Source organism: Rhizobium sp. AN5, assembly GCF_900215255.1.
GTDB lineage: Bacteria > Pseudomonadota > Alphaproteobacteria > Rhizobiales > Rhizobiaceae > Agrobacterium > Agrobacterium tumefaciens.
The window spans coordinates 1,578,259-1,602,746 of the sequence record NZ_OCMJ01000004.1; the positions used below are offsets into that span (position 1 = coordinate 1,578,259).

The following is a 24,488-nucleotide window of genomic DNA, read 5'->3' on the forward strand; positions in this document are numbered from 1 at the left end:
GTTACCAAGATGTTAATCTGGTACACAGGAATCAGTTGACCGGTGTGTGGCGCGTAATCGAGGGGTTGGCAGGATATGGCTGATAGGATGTCATCGAAAACGATAGTCGATGTCGAGGACCTTTCGGCCGATGCCGTGGACCTGACCGAAATCACCGGCGCGGTGAAATGGTTCGACGTTGCCAAGGGTTTCGGCTTTATCGTGCCTGACAATGGCATGCAGGACGTGCTGCTGCATGTCTCCTGCCTGCGTCGCGATGGGTATCAGACTATTCTCGAGGGTACGCGCATCGTTGCCCTCATCCAGCGGCGTGACCGCGGCTTTCAGGCCTTCCGCATCCTGTCGATGGATCAGTCCACCGCCGTTCACCCGTCGCAGCTGCCGCCGGTGCGCACCCATGTGCAGGTCACGCCGTCAAGCGGGCTTGAGCGTGCAATCGTCAAATGGTTCAACCGCACCAAGGGTTTCGGCTTCTTGACGCGCGGAGAAGGCACTGAAGATATTTTCGTGCATATGGAGACGCTGCGCCGTTTCGGCCTCACGGAACTGCGTCCGGGCCAGGTGGTGCTGGTGCGCTTCGGCGATGGCGACAAGGGTTTGATGGCGGCGGAAATCCACCCCGACAACCCGGCCCCGATCGGGATGTCGCACTGATGGCCGCTGTGTTTCGCAACTTGATGAAGAGCGCCGTTCTGGCGCTTCTTTTTTTCACGCTCTCAAGCGCCACACAGGCTCAACAGCAGCAGACGTTTCAATCCGAACCGCTGACGATCAAGACCGCTTCAGGAGAAACCCACGAATTTGTTGCGGAACTGGCGCTGGACAACGCCCAGCGCGAACAGGGCCTGATGTTTCGCAAGTCCATGCCACTTGAAAGCGGCATGCTGTTTGATTTCGGCAAGGAGCGGGATGTGGCCATGTGGATGAGGAATACTCTCATTCCGCTCGACATGCTGTTCATTGCCCGGGACGGGCGCATAACCCATATCCACGAAAACGCCGTGCCGCATTCGGAAGCGATCATAAGCTCCCGTGGGTCGGTAAAATTCGTGCTTGAACTGAATGGCGGCACTGCCAAACGCTACGGCATCAGACCGGGCGATGTAGTCCGCAGTGCACAAATCGGCAACCGGAAATGAGTTGCCGCGTTACTGCGTCTGAAAAGGCCGGACGACGTTTCGCCCGGCCGGCAAGATGTCAGTAGACCGGCTCGATATGGCTCAAAATCCGGCAATTGGAAATGGATGCGGCAAGATTGATGGCAATGTCGATTGCCTCGACCGAATCCGCCGTCCCTTCAAGATAGATCACGTCATTTTCGACGGTTGCGGAAATCCGCGACTTCTCGAGACCGTTTTCGAAAGCCAGTGCAGAGGTGATAGCCTCGCACACACCCGCCATGCGGTCTCCAAAGAAGCTTTCCTGAATGCCTGACAAATTGAACATGTGCGTTCTCCTTCTTGGCTATTACAACGCCCGAATCACGGTTTTGTTCATCTCCGGTTCATCAATTCGTTCATCTTCCATTCATCTTGGCAAATTGGAACCCCCTGCCCGATCACATTTTAGGTGATCGGGAACCATTTCGTGAGGTGAGCATTTCGCGCATGGGAGTGAAATCTGCAGTCAAGGCGCATGAAACAGGGAGGAGAATGACATGCTGATTAACAGAACGGAGCCGTGTCACCACGCCTCGTGGATGAAGCCGGTGGCGATCCACCTGCCGCTATCCGCAGCGGTGGAAATCTACAGCCCTCTGGTGGCGCTGGACATGCTGATGTACCGCTGGCCGGAAGAACACGGACCGGAATATGAGGACGCACGCAGGAACTGTCTCGATGCTATCGCCGGAAAATGCGACATCGAAAAAGCGCGGGAATCGTTTCTTGTCGCAAGCAGCCACGCGCACATTCTGAACATCCACTAGCTCGTAATGCGGAAGGTTTGGCGAATATTATAGGCTAAATATCAATCACTTACGGTGATGACAACCGGATGAGCGGCAGGTCGATCTGCGTTCGTCAACATGCCTCCAGAGGTCAAAACGACGGGCAATCCACCTGCGTGGATCGCCCGTTTTATTGAAGCCTGAGCTTTGTCCCATTCAAATGACCAGGAGCAAAGGGATCGAGGGTTGCTGTCAGATACACCGTCTTAATTTTCCTCAGGCACCGGCAGTCAATACTCGGATAGATTTCGTTCTTCCAATCGGTGTTTCGACGTGACTATTCCTGACACCGCGACACGCCCGCTTCGTCGTTATGGCATTCAAACCGGGCAAACAACCGTCTCCCCTCGCGAACAGGGAGCCTGCAAAAACTGTTCACGCTTTCTCGGTAACAAACGCGGCATCGACCGGTGCGCCAGAGGCGCATGAACGACCGAAGTCGGATCCTTCCCGCGGAAGATGACATGTAACTGTCATGCAAACGTTATAATCCGCAATGACGAATTCCATGGAATCGGTTGGCGGGTAAACCGCTGAAAGCTTGGGAGTGGAACTGGCCAGCATGGAAACTGTTTTTGCCCTTTGTGCAATTCTGCTCCTCGCCTTCAATCTTCTCGGTGTCGTTCTGGCAGGCTGGCGGCTGAAAAGACGCGATACGGACAGTGCACTTGTCCGGCAGAAACCGCCGGTATCGCTGGTGGTGCCGCTGCGCGGCATCGAAACTTTCACACCGCTGACGCTGTCGCGCGCCTTCCAGCTCAACTGGCCGGACTATGAGCTGCTGTTCTGCGTCGCCGACGAGTTCGATCCCGTGATCGAGGAAGTGCGCAAGGCAAGCGCGGCCTTCCCCGCAGTTTCAGCGCAATTGCTCATCGGCGATGATCGCATCAGCGCCAATCCCAAACTGAACAATTGCGTCAAGGGCTGGCGCGCTGCCCGACACGAATGGGTCATTCTGGCCGATTCCAATGTTTTGATGCCAAAATCCTATATCGAAACCATGATGTCGGCCTGGCGGCCGGATAGCGGACTGGTCTGCTCGCCGCCACTCGGCTCCCGGCCGGATGGCTTTTGGGCGCATGTGGAATGCGCCTTCCTCAACGGCTCGCAAGGCCGCTGGCAATATGCGGCGGAAGCCATCGGCACGGGCTTCGCGCAGGGCAAATCGATGTTGTGGAACAAGCCGTTCCTGGAAGAGCGCGGCGGCATCCGCGCGCTCGCGGCCGAAATCGCCGAAGATGCCGCCTCCACGAAGCTGGTCAGAAATGCCGGTCGCAAGGTACATCTGGTGTCGGCCCCGTTCGAGCAGCCGCTCGGACAGCGCCATGCCGGTGAGATCTGGTCGCGGCAGACCCGCTGGGCGCGGCTACGGCGCGTCACCTTCCCGCAATATTTCGCCCCGGAAATACTCACCGGCGCGCTTCCCCCGCTCCTCTTCGCACTCGCTGCCGCCGTTGCCGCGGATGCGAACCTTGCCGTCACCGCGATTGCCGTACTCGCCATCATGTACGGCCCGGAACTGGCGCTCGCAGCTCTCAACCGGTGGCCGATATCTCTCTATACCCTTCCGGCAATGATCGCGCGGGATGTCATCATGCCATTCGTCTGGGTACGCAGCTGGATCGGCAGCGCGGTTGCATGGCGCGGCAATGTCATGACGATAGGCACGGCCGAAAGCACTTTGGCCGGACCTTCAGCGGACTGAACGGAAGCTATTCTTTGAAGGGGTTACGCCGACAAGCGAATGTTTCGCTTTAAATGGTCGGAGTGGAGAGATTCGAACTCCCGACCCTCTGGTCCCAAACCAGATGCGCTACCAGACTGCGCTACACTCCGCCGAGGCGATGGCTGGGGAATACACGGTTCACCCGCAGTCCGCAACAGGGAAATTCATCTTTGTTGAGCCCATTGTCTCGATTATCGAAAACTCATGCAAAGCGGTGGGACCGTGAAGAGGCTGCAAGGGATAATCGTCTTGACTCTCACCTGGAGTCGGTCCATTTCAAATTCAGCGTTCCTGACACGATTTGGTTATTCTATTCAGGTACGTGAATAGTAATCCGGGGCGCATGCCCCACCGCCCAACCGGAGCAGTTTCGACATGCCTGCGAAGATTTACCGCCCTGCAAAGACCGCCATGCAATCCGGCAAGGCGAAAACCAATGTCTGGGTTCTGGAATTCGACGCTGAGGTCCCGCGCAAGATCGATCCGATCATGGGATACACCTCGACATCCGACATGAAGCAGCAGGTCAAGCTGACATTCGAGACGCAGGAACAGGCAGAAGCCTATGCGCAGCGCAAGGGCATCGAATACCGCGTCATCCAGCCGAAGGAAGCGACCCGCAAGGTTGTATCCTACACGGATAATTTCCGCTTCAACCGCACCCAGCCCTGGACGCATTGAAGAAGACGCACTGAACGATTTTCAGCCGGAGCAATAATAGTCCGGCACGACGGCCCCTTAGCTCAGCTGGATAGAGCGTCGACCTTCTAAGTCGAATGTCGCAGGTTCGAATCCTGCAGGGGTCGCCATCTTCACCTAACCTGCCGCTTTCGGAATCCAGATTGCGGAAATGTCGTCGCCATACGGCATTGCCTCACTCTCCAAACCACAGATCCCTACCCAGGCGCACACGACGGCATCCATCTTGTCCTCGAAAGCCTTCATTTCCCATCCCTTCGCGTTCGTCGCGGGAATGATGAGTGCATCGGCAACCCCGCCTATCCGTCGATCGAGATGTGCGATGATGAACGACCAGATCTCGAGGAGTTTGGCGCGGCGGTCTGCGGACGTATCCGACCGCCAGTAGCTGCTGACTTTTCCCTGCTTATACGGAAGCCGTTTCGCGGCGTTGGTCAGTTCAACGAGCGCGGGGTGCGGGTAGACTTCGAGCAGACCGGGACTGCTGATTTCCCTGGTTAATAACGGATATCCCGCAAGTTCAAACCCCATTTTGAGATCATCACTGACCTTGCCGGGCCTGATTGCATTTGGGGTGTGGGTGCCGCATTGCCGGGAACCATAGGCGGAAGACACCAGATTGTCCGAAGCACGGCGGGCAGTAATCGGTTGATGCGAGAGCGGCATATCTATCGTAACGAGATCGATCTTGCATCCCGCAAGGGCTTCGGCGGCCGCCAGAAGCGCTGATGCTTCGGCAACTGATCCCCTTGGGCGATCAGCGAGAACCGAGATATCGGCTCCACAGGCGAGGAAGCCAACGTAGGAAGATGCGGCGGCACGCAGCGTCCAGCCTGTTCCATCGTTGATGACCAAGGCGACCCCGCTTGGCTGGGTAACAGTCCATGCGGCGTCTATACCCAATACGGCTTTCAGAGCGTCACCCCTGCCCGAACAGCGTAAAATACCCCCAGGCGGCGGCGAAAAAAGCGATGATGGCGGCGATCGTCAGGGCTTTTTTCGATTTTGGCCCAAGCGGCTGGCGCGGCTTTTTCGGGGGCGCCGGTTTACGGAACTTCACCACATTGTCGTTCATTATATCATCGTCCTGCATGTCGCTTCTGAAACCGGCGCCACATCAATGACATCGGCCTTTTCGGATTTATCTCTAGCAGACCAGAGCTATCATAAATATTACCAAGTTTTCACTTCCCCCTTTGGGCAAGCTATGTCACTTCCCACAATCAGAGGAATACAAACAGCGACAGACGGACCGGAAACAGGGGTTGGAAACAATCCTCTGTGGTATTTTGAATTTTGCGGGTGACGAAAATGAATGACGCCAACACCAATGGCCGCGACACGGAAAACAGCCAGCCCGATCTGCGGGACATTCTGGGTACCAGCAGGTCAGGTAGAAAGAAGAAGTCGCGCCGCTATCTCTATGCCGCAGCAGCCGTGGTGCTGATCGGCGGGGGCCTTGGATATTATTATCAGTCGCGTGCCGCAGGCGTCGCCTATACCTACACCACGGAAGCGGCGAGACAGGGCGACCTTTCCGTCATCGTAACCTCCACCGGCTCAGTCCAGCCGACCGATCAGGTCGACATATCGAGCGAATTGTCCGGCACCATTCGCAAGGTCAACGTTACCTATAACAGCCCGGTCAAATCAGGCGATATTCTGGCGGAACTGGACACCAACAAGCTGGAGGCCGACGTGCAGAGCGCCCGCGCCAAGCTTGCGTCCGCCAAGGCCAATGTGCTGAAGGCGCGCGCCGATCTCGGCTCGGCAAAAACATCGATGGAGCGTCTGCGGTCCCTCGTCCAGAGCCGGGTCTCCAGCCAGCAGGATCTGGACGCCGCGCAGTTCAACCACGATGCCGCCGGCGCCACGCTACAGGTCAACGAGGCGACCGTGCTTTCGGCGGAAGCGGATTTGCGGCTGGCCGAGGTCAATCTCGGCAAGGCGAAGATCGTCTCGCCCATCGATGGTGTCATCCTCACCCGCAGTGTCGATCCCGGCGCCACCGTCGCCTCCTCGCTCAACGCTCCCGTGCTGTTCACCATTGCCGGTGATCTGCGCCATATGGAGTTGCAGGTGTCGGTGGATGAGGCGGATGTCGGCAAGGTTGAAACCGGGCAGACGGCCACCTTCAACGTCGATGCCTATCCCGACCGCAGCTTCCCGGCGGAAATAGAGACCGTGCGTTTCGCCTCCGAGACCGTGTCGAACGTGGTGACCTACAAGGGCATATTGACAGTGGACAATGAGGAATTGCTGTTGCGCCCCGGCATGACGGCAACCGCCAATATCGTCGTCGAGGAGATCAAGGATACGCTGCTTGTGCCGAATTCCGCGCTCCGATATACGCCGCCGCGCGAATCCGCCTCCCGTGGCGGTGGCTTGATGAGCCTGTTCCGCCCTCCCCGCATGGGCCGGTCGCAGAACCGCGATGCCGGTCCGGCCGCGACAGGCAAAAGAACGGTGTGGGTGCTGCGCAACAACACGCCCGTCTCCGTTTCGATCGAAACCGGCTCCACCGATGGCCAGCATACCGTGGTAAAATCGGGCGAGTTGAAGGCCGATGATCTGGTGATTACCGACGCCTCAGCCCGCAACGCCGGCTGACGGAGGAAAACCGCATGCAACAGCCGCCGCTCATAGAATTCCGCGATGTCGTCAAGCAATATGGCCGGGGCGAAGCGACGATCCGCGCGCTTGACGGCGTCAGCCTGTCGATCCACGAGAAGGAATTCGTCGCCATCATGGGGCCATCCGGCTCCGGCAAATCCACCTCGATGAACATCATCGGCTGCCTGGATGTGCCGACATCGGGCGAATATCTGTTTCAGGGCGTGCCGACCAGCGGTTTCGACAATGAACATCTGACGCTGCTGCGCCGCCACATGCTGGGTTTCGTGTTTCAGGGCTTCAACCTCCTGTCGCGCACCTCGGCGGTGGAAAATGTCGAGCTGCCGCTCGTGTACCGGGGCATGAAAGCCTCGGAACGGCGCGCGCGCGCCATGGAGGCGCTGGCACAGGTGGGCCTTAAGGGCCGTGAGCACCACACGACGCAGGAGCTTTCCGGCGGTCAGCAGCAGCGTGTGGCCATTGCACGGGCCATCGTCACCCGCCCCGCTCTGCTTCTGGCCGACGAACCCACGGGCAACCTCGACACCAAAACAAGCGCCGAGATCATGGAGTTGATCACCACGCTCAACCGCGACAAGGGCATTACCGTCGTCATGGTCACGCATGAAGAGGATATCGCTGCCCATGCGGGACGCCTCCTGCGTTTCGTGGACGGCCATCTCGCCTCCGACAGCGCAGCGGAAAACAAGGAGACTTCCGATGTTCTTTGAAACGTCGCGTCTTGCGCTGCGCGCCATCAGCCGCAACCTGCTCCGCTCCTTCCTCACCGTACTCGGCGTCGTCATCGGTGTTGCCGCCGTCATCGCCATGGTAACCATCGGCAACGGCACGACCGAACAGGTGAAATCGGAATTGTCGCGGCTCGGCACCAACATGCTGTTCGTGCGCCCCGGCCAGTTCGGGCCCGGCCGCGCCAGCACGGAAGCCAAACGTTTCGATGATCGCGATGTCGAGGCGATCCGCAACCAGATATCAGGCATCCGCGCAGTTGCCCCGCAAAACCGCAGCTCCGCCGCAACAGTCATTTTCGGCGGCAAGAACCACCAGACGAGCGTCATCGGCACCACCAATGACTATCTTGTGGCACAGGACTGGACGCTTGCGCTGGGCCGTGACTTCCAGCCGGCAGAAGATCGTGGCGGACAGATAGGCTGCATCATCGGCGAAACGGTGCGGCAGGAACTCTTCGGTGCTGAAAACCCTGTCGGACAGACGGTACGAGTCAGCAACATCTCCTGCCCCGTCATCGGTGTTCTCGCCCGAAAAGGCCAATCCGGCCTCGGCGACGATCAGGACGACACGATCATCATGCCGCTCAAAATCCATCAGCGGCGCATCGGCGGCACCACCACCATTTCCTCGATCATGGTCTCCGCGCAGGACGGCGTTTCCACCGCCAAGGTGCAAAGCGACCTGCAGAACCTGCTGCGCGAGCGGCGGCGCATCAACATTGGCCGCGAGGATGATTTCACCGTCAACGACATGACGCAGATCGCCTCTGCCATGACCGGCACAACGACGCTGCTGACCGGGCTTCTGGGTGCGGTTGCAGCCGTCAGCCTGCTGGTCGGCGGCATCGGCATCATGAACATCATGCTGGTTTCGGTAACCGAGCGCACCCGCGAGATCGGCATTCGTCTCGCCATCGGCGCATTGGAAAAACAGGTGCTGACGCAGTTTCTGGTGGAAGCCGTCATGCTCTCTGCCCTGGGCGGCACGGTCGGTATCTTGACGGGCCTTGGCCTTGCCTATGGCGTCGTCAGCTTCCTCAACGTGCCCTTCGTCACCAGCCCGTCGATCATCTTCCTCGCCTTCGCCTTCTCGGCTGCCATCGGGGTGATTTTCGGCTATTTCCCGGCGCGGCGGGCAGCGAGTTTGAGCCCGATCGAGGCGCTACGGCACGAGTGAGACGAGCCGTCGAGGCTGCAACGGCCTCGACCGAATACGTTCATGATTTACGGAGAGTTTCGATGTTCAAATCGGTATCGGATAGCGCCGCTGCCGCAGACGGCGGTTCGCTTGCGCTCTTCGTGGACCGAATTGACGGACAAACTGAACTGTTTGTGATCAATCGCTCCCTCGCGTCACGCGGAACGCCCGACTACAACAAAGTCAGCTCCAGCCTTCGGCCACTTGCCGAGGAGGATTGCGGGAAGATCGCAGCAGCTCTCGAGCCGCTTTTGACAACGACGCCATCGATTCATCCGCTGGCGGATTTTATCGATACGCTGAAACAGCAATCATCCCGCTGATCGGAAAAATGGCGCAGCCAATCAAACGCTGGCTTCAGCCTCGCGCTGCTTCGCAAGCGCCGCCAGATCGGCAGGCTTCAGTTCCACCGATTCACCGCAGCCGCAAGCGGACGTCTGGTTCGGGTTGTTGAAGGTGAAGCCGGAGCGCATCTTGGTCACTTCAAAATCCATCTGGGTGCCGAGCAGATAGAGCACGGCGGAGGGCTGAACCCACACCTTGGCTCCATCGAATTCGACCAGATCGTCCTTCGCATCCGCTTCCGTCACGAGGTCGATGGTATATTCCATGCCCGCGCAGCCGCCCTTCTTGATGCCGACGCGCACACCCTTGGCGTCCGGGCCGGAATTCTCGACGATTGCTTTAACGCGCGAGGCAGCAGCCCCGGTCATGGTCATGATCGCAAAGCCCATGGGCTTAATTCTCCTTCGACAATCGAGTTCAAGGCTCGATGTTTATGGATTTCAATTTAATAGCGCTTGAAGGCGCCATCAAGGGATGACGCCTGTCAAAATCACGTCAGTCTCAATACCAGCCGACGGCGACCTGAGCCTCTTCCGACATGCGGTCCGGCGTCCATGGCGGATCGAAGGTCATCGACACTTCGACACCGGAAACACCTTCGACCGCGCCGACGGCGTTTTCCACCCAGCCCGGCATTTCGCCGGCCACCGGGCAGCCGGGCGCTGTCAGCGTCATGACGATCTTGACCATCCGGTCGTCCTCGATGTCGATCTTGTAAACGAGACCGAGTTCGAAAATATCGGCCGGAATTTCCGGATCGTAGACGGTTTTCAGCGCCGCGATCACGTCGTCGCTAAGACGCGCCAGTTCGTCGGGCGCAATGGAAGACGGCTTTGCAGCGTCTTCGGTCACATCATGGGTCTTTGCAGTGGCTTCGGCAGTCATGGTCCTGAACCTCAATCCTGATATCAGGCGAAAAATTTGCGCGCATAATCAAGCGCCTCGACAAGACGATCTACTTCGGCGCGGGTATTGTAAAGGCCGAACGATGCCCGGCATGTGGAGGTGAGGCCGAACCGTTTCAAGAGCGGCATGGCACAATGGGTGCCGGCACGCACGGCAACACCGCGCCGGTCTATCACCATCGACACGTCATGGGCATGGATGCCCTCGAGTTCGAAGGAGAAGATACCGCCCTTATCAGGCGCATTGCCGATAATTCGCAGTGAGTTGACCTCGCGCAGCCGCTCGGCAGCATAAGCAGCAAGATCAGCCTCGTGGGCTGCAATCGCGGCACGGCCGAGATTGTCCATATAATCAAGCGCATAACCAAGACCGATGGCCTGTACGATGGGCGGCGTTCCCGCTTCGAAACGATGCGGCGGCTCGTTATAGGTCACATTGTCTTCGGACACGTCGAGGATCATCTCGCCGCCGCCCTGGAACGGCCGCATCTCGCTCAGGCGGTCAGCCTTACCATAGAGCACGCCGATGCCCGAGGGACCGTAAAGCTTGTGGCCGGTCATGACGTACCAGTCGCAATCGATATCGCGCACGTCGACCGGCATGTGAACCGCGCCCTGAGAGCCGTCGACAAGCACCGGAATGCCGCGCTCATGGGCTATGCGGCAGATTTCCTTGACCGGCACGATGGTGCCCAGCGCATTCGACATATGGGTGATGGCAACGAGCTTGGTGCGCTCCGTCAGGCTCTTTTCGAAAGCCTCGATATGGAACGCGCCGTCATCATCGACAGGCACCCAGACGAGCTTGGCGCCCTGCCGCTCGCGGATGAAATGCCACGGCACGATGTTGGAGTGATGCTCCATGATCGAGATGACGATCTCGTCGCCCTCGCCGATCTTTGGCATGCCGTAACCGTAAGCAACCGTATTGATCGCTTCGGTGGAGGATTTGGTGAAGACGATCTCGTCCACCGAACCGGCATTCAGGAAACGGCGCACCTTTTCGCGCGCCGCCTCATAGGCGTCGGTTGCGGCATTGGAGAGGAAATGCAGGCCACGATGCACATTCGCATATTCATTGGAATAAGCATGCGAAACGGCGTCGATCACCACCTGCGGTTTTTGAGCGGACGCGCCGTTGTCGAGATAGACCAGCGGCTTGCCATAGACCTCGCGCGACAGGATTGGGAAATCCTTCCGCACGGCTTCAACGTCATAAGGGGCCGCCAATGCGGCGCGTTCGCTCTCAGGCATGATGTTCCAGCCAGCCGGAGATGATCGTCTCCAGCGCCTCTACCAGATTTTCTTCTTCCAGTTCCTCGGCGATTTCAGCGACGAAGGCGTTGACGAGCATCGCCCGCGCCTTTGCCCGCGGCACGCCGCGCGCCATCAGATAATAGAGATGGTTGTCGTCGATATCGGCAACCGTCGCACCGTGACCGCACTGAACGTCGTCGGCGAAGATTTCAAGCTCCGGCTTTGCCGAGAACTCGCCATCATCAGACATCAGCAGCGTGTTGCACGCCATCTTCGCATCGGTCTTCTGGGCATCGGGGGCAACCCGGATCATGCCCTGGAAAATGCCCTTTGCACGGTCGAACACCACGTTGCGGAACACTTCCGTCGAGGTCGTGTTCGGCACGTTGTGGCCAAGAACCATCGTCACGTCGGTATGGGTTTCGCCGCCCAAGAGGTTGACGCCGCGAACGATGAGGTCAGTACCCTCGCCGTCCACGTCGATGCGCAGTTCCTGACGCACCAGCTTGCCGCCGGCATTGATGACGAACAGACGAATCTTGGCGTCCGCACCGATTTTCATGCGCAGCTGGCCAAGATGAATATCGGCCGCACCCTGTTGCTGCAGGATGATCCAGGTCACTTCCGCACCGTCTTCGACAACGATGTCGGTGACGGAGGAAACCAGGGCCGCATCCGAAGTCACCGAAAGGTGACGTTCGATGACGGTCGCCTTGGAACCCTTGCCGAAGCGCACCGGGAAGCGGCTGTGAACCTGACCTGCGCCATGGATCGCCTGCAATTCGATCGGCTTTTCGATCTCGGCATCGGCGGGAATGTCGAGCGTCAGGCCGTCGCGCACGAAGCTGCCGTTGATACGGCCGATCACGTCGTCCTTGCTGGCTTCCGCAAGGCCTGTGGCGGCCGAGCCGTCAAGCAGGCTCTCGGCAAAGCTGGAAACGCTGATGTCTTCGATCTTGCCGACATTGGCCGTGCCATGCAGCACGTAGGCGACGGACGAGCCGGCGACAACAGATGCCTGCTTCTCGATAACAGGTGCGGGCTGGTCCTCGGGAATGGCCCGCAACAGGCTCTTGAGATCGGTATAGTGCCACGCCTCGATGCGGCGGGTCGGAAGACCGCCGGTCTTCAGATCGTCGAACAGAACGTCACGGGCGGCGACAACCGCACCATTGCCCGGCAATTCGCTGAACTTGGCGGTATAGGCGTCGATCAGCGCGGTTTCCGCTGGCGTCAGCCGATTGGTCGTTTGAATGTTCATGGACATCACCTCCTGGCCTCTGGCTTAGGCCGCTTCACCGATGATGTCGGCGTAACCATTGTTTTCCAGCTCCAGCGCCAGGGCCTTGTCGCCCGAACGGATGATCTTGCCCTTGTAGAGAACGTGAACGCTATCAGGCACGATGTAATCGAGCAGGCGCTGGTAGTGGGTGATGACGACAGTGGCGCGATCCGGCGACTTCAGCGCATTGACGCCATCTGCCACGATCTTCAGCGCGTCGATGTCGAGGCCGCTATCGGTTTCGTCGAGAACGCAGAGCTTCGGCTCCAGCAGCGCCATCTGCAGGATTTCGGCGCGCTTCTTCTCACCGCCGGAGAAACCAACGTTCAGCGGACGCTTCAGCATGTCCATGTCGATCTTCAGGTCGCCGGCAGCTTCCTTGACGCGACGGATGAAGTCCGGCGTCGTCAGCTCGGCCTCGCCGCGCGCCTTGCGCTGCTCGTTCATAGCAACCTTGAGGAACTGCATGGTGGCAACACCCGGAATTTCGACCGGATACTGGAAGGCCAGGAAAATACCCTTGGCAGCGCGCTCGGCGGCATCCAGTTCCAGAATGCTTTCGCCGTTGTAGAGAATGTCACCGGAGGTGACTTCATAGTCTTCGCGGCCCGACAGGATGTAGGACAGCGTCGACTTGCCGGAACCGTTCGGGCCCATGATGGCCGCAACTTCACCGGCAGCAACCTTCAGGTTGAGGCCCTTGATGATCTCGGTTTCGGTATCGGCGATCTTTGCGTGCAGGTCGATGATTTCAAGCATGTTCAAGTCCTTTCAATCAGCAATTGGCGATTTTGCATCAAACCAATGGCGTTTCATTCTTTCCAAAAATTTCATGTCGGCTACCGGGTAACCTGACGCATCTCCAATCACCGCATCGATTCCGCATTTCGGACACATCGCGGTGAGGCGTTCTTCGTCTTGCTGCGTCTCGTGGATCCATTTCCAAACCTCGGTAGCGGAATAAATCTCAAGACAATAGAAGCAGCCGGATATTGCGCTACGCTTCAGCTCTGCACGATTGCGAATGCAGTGGCGATGCGCGGCGACAACATCCTGCTTATCGGTCATTACCCCACAGACCCTTCCAGCGAAATGCCGATCAGCTTCTGCGCTTCAACCGCAAACTCCATCGGCAGCTGCTGGATGACGTCCTTCACGAAGCCGTTGACGATCAGTGCGATGGCCGACTCCTCGGGAATGCCGCGCTGCAGGCAATAGAACAGCTGGTCTTCGGAAATCTTCGACGTGGTCGCTTCATGCTCGAAATGAGCAGAGGAGTTCTTCGCCTCGATATAGGGCACGGTATGCGCGCCGCACTTGTCGCCGATCAGAAGCGAGTCGCACTGCGTGAAATTACGCGTGTTGGTCGCCTTGCGGTGAGCCGAGACCTGTCCGCGATAGACGTTTTCCGAGAAACCGGCGGCAATGCCCTTGGCGATGATGCGGCTCGACGTGTTCTTGCCGAGATGGATCATCTTGGTGCCACTGTCGATCTGCTGATGGCCGTTGGAAACCGCAATCGAATAGAATTCGCCACGGCTGTCGTCGCCGCGCAAAATGCAGGACGGGTATTTCCAGGTGATGGCCGAGCCGGTTTCAACCTGCGTCCACGAAATCTTCGAACGGTTGCCACGGCAATCGCCGCGCTTGGTCACGAAGTTGTAGATGCCACCCTTGCCATCCTTGTCGCCCGGATACCAGTTCTGGACTGTGGAATATTTGATTTCGGCATCGTCAAGCGCCACCAGTTCGACCACGGCGGCGTGAAGCTGGTTTTCGTCGCGCTGCGGCGCGGTGCAGCCTTCCAGATAGGAAACGTAGGCGCCCTCTTCAGCGATGATCAGCGTGCGCTCGAACTGGCCCGTGTTCTTTTCGTTGATGCGGAAATAGGTGGAAAGCTCCATCGGGCAACGAACGCCCTTCGGCACGAACACGAAGGAACCATCGGTAAAGACGGCCGAGTTCAGCGTCGCGTAGAAATTGTCCGTCTGCGGCACGACCGAACCGAGATATTTCTTCACCAGATCAGGATATTCGCGCACGGCTTCGGAGATCGACATGAAGATCACGCCGGCCTTTGCCAGTTCCGCCTTGAAGGTGGTGACAACGGAGACGCTGTCGAACACGGCATCCACGGCCACACGACGGTTTTCCACGCCGGCCAGGATTTCCTGTTCCTTCAGCGGAATGCCCAGCTTCTCGTAAACCTTCAGCAGCTCCGGATCGACTTCGTCCAGCGACTTCGGGCCGGGCGTGCTTTTCGGTGCGGCATAATAATAGAGATCGTTGAAGTCGATCTTGGGGTAGCTGACGCGCGCCCATGTCGGCTCTTCCATCGTCAGCCAGCGCTTGTAAGCCTCAAGACGCCATTCCAGCATCCATTCCGGCTCCTGCTTCTTGGCCGAGATGAAGCGGATCACCTCTTCCGAAAGGCCCTTCGGGGCCTTGTCGACTTCGATTTCGGTTTCGAAGCCGTATTTATACTGGTCCACATCGATCTGGCGAACCTGATCGATCGTTTCCTGAACCGCTGCCATGTCGTTCTCCAATCTCGCCGGAGCCGAGGTCCGGTGGCTTGTCAACGTATCAAGGCGGATAGCCGCCTTCATCCATCTTCGGGCAAATAATCCGGGCCCGTATAAACGGGGCGGAGCTTATACCCATGTAAGTGCGGGATGGCGCTTTTCACACATCCCGGCAAGCGGAAAATTGCTATTCCGCAATTCTTTGCCGCATTTTAAGCGGCCTGACCGGTCAGCCTGCGCCGCCCGGCAATTTTCGTAAAGGCTGCGAGCGCGCGCTCGATATCCGCCTCATCAGTCGCATGACCAAGGGAAATCCTGAGTGCGCCAAGCTTGGGATCGCGTCCCATCGCCGTCAGCACATGGCTTTCACCCACCTTGCCGGATGAGCAGGCCGAACCGGCCGAGAGCGCAATGCCTTCGATATCGAATGCAATCTGGCCCGTCTCTGCCTTCAAACCGGGCAAGGTGAAGAACGTGGTATTGCCGACACGGCCGACATCCTCACCGTAGATGATCACGTCAGGCGCGACTGCCCGCATGCCGTCTTCCAGCCTTGCGCGCAGCGCTGCAAGACGCGTCGCTTCGGTCTCGAGGTTTTGCGCAGCAATAGCGGCGGCGGCACCGAAACCGATGACCGACAGGGTATTCTCAGTACCGGAACGATGTCCCTTTTCCTGGCCGCCACCATGGATCAGCGGCTTCGGCATCATCACCTCACCGCGGGACACCAGCGCCCCCGCACCCTTCGGGCCACCAAGCTTGTGGGACGAGATCACAAGGAAATCGGCATCCAATGCATTGATATCGAGCGGAACGCGGCCGGCAGCCTGCACGGCATCGACGACCATCAATCCACCAGCTGCATGTGCAAGCCGCGCCGCTTCACCCACCGGCTGAAGAATGCCGGTCTCATTATTGACCAGCATACAGGCGACCATGGGCAAGCCGGCGGATTTATCGTGCGCAGACAGCAGCGCCTCAAGGGCCGCAAGATCGATGACACCCGCTGACGTAACGGGAATTTCCGTAACGTCAGCCTTGCCGAACCGGCCTCCTTCGCGAAAAGCGGGGTGTTCGATCGCCGAAAGGTAAAGACGACCATAGCGCACGGGAGCGCGCCCCATCTTGAATTCAGGCGAAAGCACCAGATTGGCCGCTTCGGTCGCACCGCTCGTAAAGGTCACATGCGACGCCTGGGCGCCGCAGACCACAGCAACGTCACGACGCGCGGCCTCGACGGCCGCACGGGCTGCGCGCCCTTCCCGGTGTACGGAGGACGGATTACCCGTGATATCGAGAGCGTGGACAAGAACATCCCGCACGGCAGGCAAAAGCGGCGCCGTGGCGTTCCAGTCCATATATGTGCGCGTCAAAACCGTCATCGCGGAAAAGCTTCGCTCAATCTTCCATGCGCCAAAACGCATTTTTCTTGAAATTACAGTTGCGCTTGCCTTATGACACGGTCCGAGTGCTTAAGCACACGCAAAGTTTCGAATTATTCTAAACTGCGTTCTAGAAAAGATGACACAGTTCGTCAAGTCTTCTCGTCGGAAGAATGCGGTTGGAGAATGAAAAAACACGACCGGAGTACCAATGCCCGAAGTCATTTTTAACGGCCCTGCGGGTCGCCTCGAAGGCCGTTATCAACCCTCCAAGGAAAAGAGCGCGCCGATAGCGATCATCCTTCATCCGCACCCACAGTTCGGCGGCACGATGAACAACCAGATCGTTTATCAGCTCTTCTATCTTTTCCAGAAGCGCGGTTTCACGACGCTCCGGTTCAACTTCCGCTCCATCGGCCGCAGCCAGGGCGAGTTTGACCATGGCGCCGGCGAGCTTTCCGATGCCGCGTCCGCTCTCGACTGGGTGCAGAGCCTGCATCCCGATTCGAAAAGCTGCTGGGTCGCCGGTTATTCCTTTGGCGCCTGGATCGGCATGCAGCTTCTGATGCGCCGCCCGGAAATCGAAGGTTTCATGTCGATTGCGCCGCAGCCCAACACCTACGACTTCTCCTTCCTCGCCCCCTGCCCGTCTTCCGGCCTGATCATCAATGGCGACGCCGACAAGGTCGCGCCTGAGAAGGACGTCAGCGGTCTGGTCGAAAAGCTGAAGACCCAGAAGGGCATCCTCATCACCCACCGCACCCTTCCCGGCGCCAACCACTTCTTCAACGGCAAGGTTGATGAGCTGATGGGCGAATGCGAGGACTACCTCGACCGCCGCCTGAATGGTGAACTGGTTCCGGAACCGGCGGCGAAGCGTATTCGGTGATTTAGGAGCGCCGCTTAGGTCAGTGTTGATCTACCTACAACGATCGACGGCGGGCTTGGCTCACCCCCTCTGCCCTGCCGGGCATCTCCCCCACAGGTGGGGAGATCGAATCGTGGTTACCTCCCGACGCTCTTTAACGTAGCGACGCAGGCGGAGAGCAGGCGTCTGGCCAATCTCCCTCCTTGTGGGGGAGATGCCCGGCAGGGCAGAGGGGGGTGAGCCAAGCCCGCCATCGTCTTTTACGCCCTCACCAAAACCCCACCCGTCACAGGCTCCGTCACCCCCGTCGTACCCGGATAGGTCAGCGGCAGCCCCATCAGCGATCGCACCGCGAGATAGGCCCAGGCCTCCGCCTCCATCGCCCCGCCGTCGAACCCCGCCTCTTCCGCAGCGATCACCCGAGCGCCCTGCTTTGCAGCAAGGCTCGCAAACTCTTCCATGATAACAGGATTGAGCCGCCCGCCGCCGCAGATCACATAGGTCTTCGCCGCTTCCGGCAGATAGCTCGCCGATTTGAGGATCGCGGCACCCGTCAGATGCGACAGCGTGCGTGCGCCGTCCGCCAGGGAGACCTCGCCCTTTTGCGGCGGCACGAAATCGCTGCGGTCAAGCGAGCGGCGAATATTGGCCGAGAAGAATGGGCTTTCCATATAGCGCGTGACGAGCGAGGCAACGACGCTGCCGCCCGCCGCCGTCCTGCCGCCCTTGTCGAAGGCTTTGCCCGTATGCGCCTCGATCCACTGGTCGATCAGCATATTGCCGGGACCGCTGTCGAAAGCCGCAAGCCGCCCTCCCTCGCCGATATAGGTGAGATTGGATATGCCGCCGATATTGACGAAGACGGCGGGCGTTTCGAAGCCATCAGGCAGATTGGCGGAGAGCGCCATGTGGTACGCAGGAATGAGCGGTGCGCCCTGCCCGCCATGCACCATGTCGTTGGCGCGCATGTCGTAAACCACATCGATACCGGTTTCCTCGGCCAGAAGTGCGCCGTCGCCGATTTGCACGGTCAACGCCTCATCCGGCCGATGCAGCACCGTCTGGCCATGAAAACCGATCACGTCTATATCGCTGGCTTCAAGCCGGTGGCGGTGGAGGAAGGATTTGACTGCCGCCGCATGGGCAAGCGTCAGCTTGCGTTCCGCATCCGCGAGGTCACCCGGACGCTCGCGCCGTTCGCGAATGGCTTTGGCCGTAACCAGCGCCTTCTGCCACGTGGCGCGCAGGCCCGGATCATAGGGGAAATAACCGCTCGGCCCATGCCGGACCACGTTTTCGCCATCCGTGCGCAACAGGGCGATATCGATGCCGTCCATCGATGTCCCGCTCATCAGCCCGATTGCAGTTTTGACCTCGCCCACGCGCTGCTCCCTTTCAATATCGAATCATGCGGAGATGAATCGCCGTTATTCATGGCCGAAACGGGTGCACTTTTCAAAAAACAATGGTAAAGCCCCCCGCGTTCATTGACAGACAATGACGGCAAAGGTCCAACCAGAAAGAAAAAGGTTATGTCCAGGTTCAAGTCCGATTTCCTCCGCACGCTCGATGAGCGCGGCTTCATTCACCAGATCTCCGACGAGTCGGGTCTCGACGAACTGTTCGCCAAGGAAACCGTGACCGCCTATATCGGCTATGACCCGACGGCCTCCAGCCTGCATGTCGGCCACCTCACCCAGATCATGATGCTGCACTGGATGCAGAAGACCGGTCACCAGCCCATTTCGCTGATGGGCGGCGGCACCGGCATGGTTGGCGATCCCTCCTTCAAGGAGGAGGCCCGCAAGCTGATGACGATCGACATGATCGAGGACAACATCACCTCGCTCAAGCACGTCTTCGCCAACTACCTCGATTACGATCGCGCGGAAAATCCGGCACTGATGATCAACAATGCCGACTGGCTGCGTGGGCTCAACTACCTCGAATTCCTGCGCGACGTAGGCCGCCACTTCTCGGTCAACCGTATGCTGTCCTTCGACAGCGTGAAGACGCGCCTCGACCGCGAGCAGTCGCTGTCCTTCCTCGAATTCAACTACATGATCCTCCAGGCCTACGATTTCGTGGAGCTGAACCAGCGTACCGGCTGCCGCCTGCAGATGGGCGGCTCTGACCAGTGGGGCAACATCATCAACGGCATCGACCTCGGTCACCGCATGGGGACACCGCAGCTCTACGCGCTGACCTCCCCGCTTTTGACCACGTCTTCGGGTGCGAAGATGGGCAAGTCCGCGTCCGGTGCCGTCTGGCTCAACAAGGACCTGCTGCCGGTCTATGATTTCTGGCAATACTGGCGCAACACGGAAGACGCGGACGTGGTTCGCTTCGCGAAGCTCTTCACCACGCTGCCGATGGATGAGATCGCACGCATCGCCGCCCTTGGCGGATCTGAGATCAACGAGGCGAAGAAAATCCTCGCAACCGAAGTCACGGCTATCCTGCATGGCCGCGCCGCTGCCGAAGAAGCCGCCGAAACGGCGCGCAAGACTTTCGAGGAAGGCGCGCTTGCCGAAAACCTGCCCTCCATCGAGGTTCCGGCATCCGAACTCGATGCCGGCGTCGGCGTCCTGTCGCTCATCGTCCGCGCCGGCCTTGCCAGCTCGAACGGCGAGGCCCGCCGTCACGTTCAGGGCGGTGCGGTGAAGATCAACGACAAGGGCGTGTCGGACGATCGCCAGATGATCGGCTCCGCCGAAATCACCGGCGATGGCATCATCAAGCTTTCGGTTGGCAAGAAGAAGCACGTTCTCGTTCGCCCGGCTTAAAAACATCCTGTCGAGGACCGCGAAAGCGGTCCTCGATGCGCCGATAACCCCCGCCCCCGTCATGCCGGACTAGTTACGGCTCCAGCCACGGCGCGTTTGCGCCGTGAAAGGGCTCTCTCGCGATCAAGGACTTGATCGCACTGGACACCGGATCAGGTCCGGGGTGAAGGAGTGCGGATGCGCCCGTTCTCGCCAAACATCCGCTTGCGCCAGGCTTTGTGGCGCTTAATTCACTGAAACTCGAAAATCTGCCTGAAGACGCCCGGCGCAATCAGCGACAGTGGGTTTATTGTCAGCTTCGGCTGGTCTGTCTGGCCGGAAAGCTTGAAGGTGATGCCGAGCAGACCGCGGTCTCGGCCGTTGCCGAGGAAGATGCCGATGAAGGGCAGCTCGCCGAACAGCCGGTTCAGGCCATAGGCGGGCATAAAGGTGCCGGTCATGTCCATACGGCCGTTCTGATCTTTCAGCAGGCCCTGGAACGTCGCACCAATCTGTTCGCCACGCACCACGCCGTTTTCCACCGCAACCGAGCCGTTGACGTAAACGAGACGGGCAAAACCGCGTTGGAATTTCTCCGAGCTGACATCGATATTGCGGCGGACCGCCGTGTTGAGGCTCCGGCCGTCATCGCCCGTCGGCGTGGCGACGATATCCTGAAGCTTCGCTTCGTTGACGACGGCGAAATTGCGCAGATCGAGCGAGCCGCTCCAGTCGCTGCCGTTGACGGTCGAGAGTGCGAGATTGAGAAGACCACCGCGAATGCGGGTGTAGATATTGGTGAAACGGGCAAGAGAACCGGCGTCGCTGCTGGTAAGCGTCACTGTTCCCGTCGCGCCGCGATTGGTTGTCTGGGCCACAACCGCCTGGCCTCTGCCGGTGACGCCGCGAAAATCAACCGAACGGACCTTGCCGTCACGCACACTGACATCGGCACTGACATTGGAAAGGATCTCGTCGTTGAAGCCGTAGACCTTGTCGAGTTGCGCCTTGATGGCAAGGGATGGCTGCGAACGCGATGTGCCGTCACCTGCCCCTGAGGAACTGCGAAGTTTTGAGAGGAAAGGCCGGAGATCGGCCGATTTTCCTGAAGCGTTGATGCTGTATCCGTTTTTGGAGGCAGTGACGGCGACGGCGTAATTGTCGGAAGGTGACAATTGCACGCGGCTGAGATCGGCCGAAATCAGCCCGTTCTTGGTGAAGGTAACATCTCCGGCAGCGCCGAAGCCGTCCCCGGTTAGGGAGAAATCACTGATCGTCGTGCGGCCATCGCTGGTTTCCAGGGTAAAGGTCGCTTTTGCCGGAATACCGACGCCCTTGCTCCATCCAAGCCCCGGCAGAATGATAGACGCCTTCGCCAGATCGAGCTGTATCTCCTGACTTTTCGTATCCGCGCCATCGATTTCCACAACGGTCGTGCCGCCAAGAACCGTGGAAAGCTCCGGTGCAAGCTTGGCGACCTGCGTCTCGTTCAGGGTTGCTTTCAGCGACAGCGTTGGAGCAACGTCGCTGTTCTTGCGCACCGGCTCCGTCATCTCGATAGACATCGGCACATCGTCCACCCGGCCCTTGCCTTCCAGCTTGAGCTGCCGGTCGTTGATGGACATGAAACCGTCAAGCGCGGTCACCTTGCGGCCGGCAAACGGCTTTGTCAGCGACAGGTTCTTCAGATCGAGATCGGCCGTCCACACCGGCGGCGGTGGATTTTGGCTGGAAAGCATGCCGACGGTCAGCTTTGCATTCGCCGTCACGTCGCCGGTGAAGTCATCCGGCTTGAACTGCGTATCCTTGAGCGCATTGATAGGCTTCAGCGTCGCAAGCTCCGCCACGGCATCGGCCGAGCCCGAAACGTTCAACTCGAGATTCCCAAGCAGGGGCTTTGCATAGACGTCGGACATGGAGAACCGGCTGTCCTCCAGCGCAAGCGACCGATTGGAGGCGAAATAGGATGTCGCGTTCTTGAGATCGACATTCATCCGGCTGCCGACGAGATTGAAATGCGCATCAACGTCGCGCAGCGGCGGAATGTCGCCGGTGGTATTGAGACGCGTACCGTCGATATCGAAGCGGATCTGCATTTCGCTCTCGCCCAGCACCAGCGGGCAACCGGGACCGCACATCCGTCCCTGCGGAATGAAGATCGCAATCGAGCCGTTCGTGACCGTGCCGCCATAAAGATTGGACACCACCCACTCGCGCGGCTTGTGCGCCATCCAGAACGGCCAGAGCTGCTTGACCGCCGTGGCCTCCATCTTGGGAATCTGTCCGGCGAAGCTGATTTCGGGCGAGCCCTGGCCGAAGCGGATTTTCAGCGAGCCTGCCATGTCTCCAAGCGGGCCGGTAACGTATAGCGAGGGAACCTCGAGCTGCCTGGTCGCGACATTGAATTGCCCATCCGCCTTCAAGCTGAAAGGAACGGGTTCTTCGCCAGAGGCTTCGGCCGAGGCGACCGCATTGTCGATCCGCAGCGAAAGACCGAAGCCCTCTTGGGTATCCGTGATTTCCCCAGTGACCGGAATAGCCGTTCGCCCGAGATCGATCCGCGAATTCTCAATGACAAGACTGCTTTTCTGAAAATCGTAGCGCGCGTTGACGGTGCCGGCAGTGAAGGGCTGAGCCTCGCCGCCGATAAGAAGCATTCCATTGCCCATGCCGAGCGAGATTTCCAGCCGCGGCTCATGTCCGGGCATGGAACGCCGGGCTAGGATGCTGACACCGGTCTTGACGTTCAGCCCCTCATGAAGATTGCCTTCAGGATCGAATTTTTCCAGAAAAGGACCGATGTCGAAACCGTCGATGCGCGCGTCGAAACCATCGATCACGCCGCCTGCTCCCGATGTCTTCAGCGACAGGCTGGCGATTTCGCCGTTAAACAGCGTTTCACCCTCAAGCGAATATCCGCCCTGCTGGTCAGGGGTCAACGAAAGTTCGCGCACTTCAACGACTCGTGGCTTGCCGGCTTCGCTCGGCGGCAAGTGGATCGAAACGCTGGAAATATCGATTTCCTCGGTTCCGCTGCTTAAAAACGCCTGCGCCAATTTGTCCAGCTGGGAAAACGCCGCCTGCAACTGCTGCGGCACGGCGTCCATCCGGATGCTGGCGAGATCGAAACCGTTGCCCTTGGGCAAAAGGGCCGTATCGAGTTCCATCCCGTCGGCCTCGAGGCTTTGCACGGAGACGCGTCCGGTCAAAAGCGCGAGCGGATCGAGCGCCATGCCGATAGCCCTTGCCCGGCTCAAATGCTGGCCGGATTCCTTCTCGACGATATCCACGTCCTCGGCCACCAGCGCAAGCCGCAGGCCGGTCGAGAACCTTATGGCGGAAGAACCGATTCGCGCGCTGTAGTGGGGTCCGAGCGCCCGTTCGAGCGCCTGCTGCGCCTGGCTGGAAAGGGCATTGTCGATCGATCCGGTTTCGACGGAGACGATGATGCCGCCGATGGACAGGAAGGCCAGTACGAAAAGAGCAGCGAAAATCTTGATGAGAGCACGCGCCATGGAGCGCGGCGCCGGGCAATGCACGATGAGAGGATCTTCGGCCTGCGCCGAAGGAAAATCATGCAGCGCAACGATATCGCGCTTGCTGAACTTGACCTTTTCACCCCTCACTTCAGCCATACGCCCGTGTTTGCCCCTGAATAGCTTTTGTTTCGCCTCAACACTGGACGACGCCCGGTTTCGCTATATATCGAATGTGGCGACTTTCACTCAACATCCCGGCGAAAGAAAGATGATTATGACAGAACTGACGATTGGCAGCCCTGCTCCGGATTTTACTTTGCCCCGCAACGGTGAAGGAACGGTGACATTGTCCGGCCTGCGAGGCAAGGCGGTCGTTCTCTATTTCTACCCGAAGGACGACACATCCGGCTGCACCGCCGAAGCGATAGATTTCAGTGCCCTTGGCGCGGAATTCGAGGCCGCCAATACTGTTGTCATCGGCATTTCTCCCGACAACGTCAAAAGCCACGACAAGTTTGCTGCAAAACACAAGCTTTCCGTGATGCTGGCCGCCGACGAGGAACGGAAGGCTCTCGAGGCCTACGGCGTCTGGAAGGAAAAAAGCATGTATGGCAAAAAATACATGGGTGTCGAACGCACCACCGTCCTCGTAGCACCTGATGGTACGATCGCGGAAATCTGGAACAAGGTGAAGGTTCCAGGCCACGCACAGGCCGTTCTCGACGCCGCAGGGAAGCTCTGAGA

Annotated in this window: 25 protein-coding genes and 2 tRNA genes; 13 read left to right on the forward strand and 14 right to left on the reverse strand. The window is 59.0% G+C overall.

The annotated features are described in order from the left end of the window. The first annotated feature begins 75 nt into the window (after window positions 1-75). Window positions 76-654 (forward strand): cold-shock protein, encoded by a 579-nt coding sequence (locus CRP02_RS20305; RefSeq protein WP_013636345.1) that lies wholly within the window; start codon window positions 76-78, stop codon window positions 652-654. After that, complete coding sequence (locus tag CRP02_RS20310) at window positions 654-1,139, forward strand: DUF192 domain-containing protein (RefSeq protein WP_179784086.1); 486 nt, start codon at window positions 654-656, stop codon at window positions 1,137-1,139. Before CRP02_RS20305 ends, CRP02_RS20310 begins: the two co-directional genes overlap by 1 nt. Window positions 1,140-1,197: 58 nt before the next feature. Here CRP02_RS20310 and CRP02_RS20315 read toward each other — a convergent pair whose 3' ends face one another. Further along, window positions 1,198-1,446, reverse strand: coding sequence for a BON domain-containing protein (locus tag CRP02_RS20315; RefSeq protein ID WP_003515953.1), 249 nt, complete (start codon window positions 1,444-1,446; stop codon window positions 1,198-1,200). 211 nt (window positions 1,447-1,657) lie between these two features. Between CRP02_RS20315 and CRP02_RS20320 the strand changes: the two genes are divergently transcribed. Continuing rightward, entirely contained in the window at window positions 1,658-1,927 is a 270-nt protein-coding gene (locus CRP02_RS20320; protein ID WP_097102917.1) for a DUF982 domain-containing protein, read from the forward strand. Window positions 1,928-2,510: 583 nt separating this feature from the next. Next, entirely contained in the window at window positions 2,511-3,653 is a 1,143-nt protein-coding gene (locus tag CRP02_RS20330) for a ceramide glucosyltransferase (protein WP_097172128.1), read from the forward strand. Window positions 3,654-3,707: 54 nt separating this feature from the next. On the opposite strand, the gene CRP02_RS20335 is transcribed toward CRP02_RS20330, so the two are convergent. Next, window positions 3,708-3,784 (reverse strand) — tRNA-Pro (locus CRP02_RS20335). 265 nt (window positions 3,785-4,049) lie between these two features. On the opposite strand from CRP02_RS20335, the gene CRP02_RS20340 reads away from it, so the two are divergent. Both CRP02_RS20340 and CRP02_RS20345 read left to right on the forward strand, forming a co-directional pair. Beyond that, window positions 4,050-4,355 carry an ETC complex I subunit gene (locus CRP02_RS20340; protein ID WP_097172129.1) on the forward strand — a complete coding sequence of 102 codons (306 nt, stop codon included), beginning with the start codon at window positions 4,050-4,052 and terminating at the stop codon, window positions 4,353-4,355. A 51-nt stretch (window positions 4,356-4,406) separates the two neighbouring features. Further along, window positions 4,407-4,483: transfer RNA gene (locus CRP02_RS20345), tRNA-Arg, on the forward strand. Between the two features lie 7 nt (window positions 4,484-4,490). Here the strand turns inward: CRP02_RS20345 and CRP02_RS20350 are convergent. After that, window positions 4,491-5,276, reverse strand: coding sequence for a DUF429 domain-containing protein (locus CRP02_RS20350; protein ID WP_323455382.1), 786 nt, complete (start codon window positions 5,274-5,276; stop codon window positions 4,491-4,493). Window positions 5,277-5,292: 16 nt separating this feature from the next. After that, window positions 5,293-5,448 (reverse strand): hypothetical protein, encoded by a 156-nt coding sequence (locus CRP02_RS20355; RefSeq protein ID WP_003515963.1) that lies wholly within the window; start codon window positions 5,446-5,448, stop codon window positions 5,293-5,295. Window positions 5,449-5,684: 236 nt separating this feature from the next. Here CRP02_RS20355 and CRP02_RS20360 point away from each other — a divergent pair, with 236 nt between their 5' ends. The 4 genes from CRP02_RS20360 (at window position 5,685) to CRP02_RS20375 (ending at window position 9,259) form a co-directional block, all read left to right on the forward strand. Further along, window positions 5,685-6,983: an efflux RND transporter periplasmic adaptor subunit gene (locus CRP02_RS20360; RefSeq protein WP_097103363.1), complete on the forward strand. Its 1,299-nt coding sequence runs from the start codon at window positions 5,685-5,687 to the stop codon at window positions 6,981-6,983. 14 nt (window positions 6,984-6,997) lie between these two features. Then, a complete protein-coding gene (locus CRP02_RS20365) occupies window positions 6,998-7,717 on the forward strand; it encodes an ABC transporter ATP-binding protein (RefSeq protein WP_038491350.1) in 720 nt (239 codons plus the stop codon). Continuing rightward, window positions 7,707-8,915: an ABC transporter permease gene (locus CRP02_RS20370; protein ID WP_097102927.1), complete on the forward strand. Its 1,209-nt coding sequence runs from the start codon at window positions 7,707-7,709 to the stop codon at window positions 8,913-8,915. Before CRP02_RS20365 ends, CRP02_RS20370 begins: the two co-directional genes overlap by 11 nt. Window positions 8,916-8,977: 62 nt before the next feature. Further along, window positions 8,978-9,259 carry a hypothetical protein gene (locus CRP02_RS20375; protein ID WP_097172131.1) on the forward strand — a complete coding sequence of 94 codons (282 nt, stop codon included), beginning with the start codon at window positions 8,978-8,980 and terminating at the stop codon, window positions 9,257-9,259. A 21-nt stretch (window positions 9,260-9,280) separates the two neighbouring features. On the opposite strand, the gene sufA is transcribed toward CRP02_RS20375, so the two are convergent. From sufA to CRP02_RS20415, 8 genes are all read right to left on the reverse strand, one after another. Continuing rightward, the gene (gene sufA, locus CRP02_RS20380; RefSeq protein ID WP_003515971.1) at window positions 9,281-9,670 is read right to left on the reverse strand and encodes a Fe-S cluster assembly scaffold SufA; all 390 of its coding nucleotides are present in this window, start codon (window positions 9,668-9,670) and stop codon (window positions 9,281-9,283) included. A 112-nt stretch (window positions 9,671-9,782) separates the two neighbouring features. Next, window positions 9,783-10,166 carry an SUF system Fe-S cluster assembly protein gene (locus CRP02_RS20385; RefSeq protein WP_003515972.1) on the reverse strand — a complete coding sequence of 128 codons (384 nt, stop codon included), beginning with the start codon at window positions 10,164-10,166 and terminating at the stop codon, window positions 9,783-9,785. Between the two features lie 23 nt (window positions 10,167-10,189). Continuing rightward, window positions 10,190-11,440, reverse strand: a complete 1,251-nt coding sequence (locus tag CRP02_RS20390) for a cysteine desulfurase (protein ID WP_097172132.1) — start codon at window positions 11,438-11,440, stop codon at window positions 10,190-10,192. Beyond that, entirely contained in the window at window positions 11,433-12,704 is a 1,272-nt protein-coding gene (gene sufD, locus CRP02_RS20395; protein ID WP_065661536.1) for a Fe-S cluster assembly protein SufD, read from the reverse strand. Before sufD ends, CRP02_RS20390 begins: the two co-directional genes overlap by 8 nt. Window positions 12,705-12,728: 24 nt before the next feature. Next, complete coding sequence (gene sufC, locus CRP02_RS20400; RefSeq protein WP_003507958.1) at window positions 12,729-13,484, reverse strand: Fe-S cluster assembly ATPase SufC; 756 nt, start codon at window positions 13,482-13,484, stop codon at window positions 12,729-12,731. Window positions 13,485-13,496: 12 nt separating this feature from the next. Next, window positions 13,497-13,793 (reverse strand): cytoplasmic protein, encoded by a 297-nt coding sequence (locus CRP02_RS20405; RefSeq protein ID WP_097172133.1) that lies wholly within the window; start codon window positions 13,791-13,793, stop codon window positions 13,497-13,499. Beyond that, window positions 13,793-15,262 (reverse strand): Fe-S cluster assembly protein SufB, encoded by a 1,470-nt coding sequence (gene sufB / locus CRP02_RS20410; protein ID WP_003507956.1) that lies wholly within the window; start codon window positions 15,260-15,262, stop codon window positions 13,793-13,795. Before sufB ends, CRP02_RS20405 begins: the two co-directional genes overlap by 1 nt. A gap of 200 nt (window positions 15,263-15,462) precedes the next feature. Then, the gene (locus tag CRP02_RS20415) at window positions 15,463-16,632 is read right to left on the reverse strand and encodes a cysteine desulfurase family protein (RefSeq protein ID WP_097172865.1); all 1,170 of its coding nucleotides are present in this window, start codon (window positions 16,630-16,632) and stop codon (window positions 15,463-15,465) included. Between the two features lie 211 nt (window positions 16,633-16,843). On the opposite strand from CRP02_RS20415, the gene CRP02_RS20420 reads away from it, so the two are divergent. Then, window positions 16,844-17,521: an alpha/beta hydrolase gene (locus CRP02_RS20420; RefSeq protein WP_097172134.1), complete on the forward strand. Its 678-nt coding sequence runs from the start codon at window positions 16,844-16,846 to the stop codon at window positions 17,519-17,521. Window positions 17,522-17,760: 239 nt separating this feature from the next. On the opposite strand, the gene CRP02_RS20430 is transcribed toward CRP02_RS20420, so the two are convergent. Next, complete coding sequence (locus CRP02_RS20430) at window positions 17,761-18,882, reverse strand: anhydro-N-acetylmuramic acid kinase (protein ID WP_097172135.1); 1,122 nt, start codon at window positions 18,880-18,882, stop codon at window positions 17,761-17,763. A gap of 150 nt (window positions 18,883-19,032) precedes the next feature. Here CRP02_RS20430 and tyrS point away from each other — a divergent pair, with 150 nt between their 5' ends. Further along, window positions 19,033-20,286: a tyrosine--tRNA ligase gene (gene tyrS, locus CRP02_RS20435; RefSeq protein ID WP_097172136.1), complete on the forward strand. Its 1,254-nt coding sequence runs from the start codon at window positions 19,033-19,035 to the stop codon at window positions 20,284-20,286. 230 nt (window positions 20,287-20,516) lie between these two features. Here the strand turns inward: tyrS and CRP02_RS20440 are convergent, their stop codons facing one another. After that, window positions 20,517-23,900 (reverse strand): DUF3971 domain-containing protein, encoded by a 3,384-nt coding sequence (locus tag CRP02_RS20440; protein WP_097172137.1) that lies wholly within the window; start codon window positions 23,898-23,900, stop codon window positions 20,517-20,519. A 118-nt stretch (window positions 23,901-24,018) separates the two neighbouring features. Between CRP02_RS20440 and CRP02_RS20445 the strand changes: the two genes are divergently transcribed. After that, entirely contained in the window at window positions 24,019-24,486 is a 468-nt protein-coding gene (locus CRP02_RS20445) for a peroxiredoxin (RefSeq protein WP_097172866.1), read from the forward strand. Window positions 24,487-24,488 lie beyond the last annotated feature (2 nt).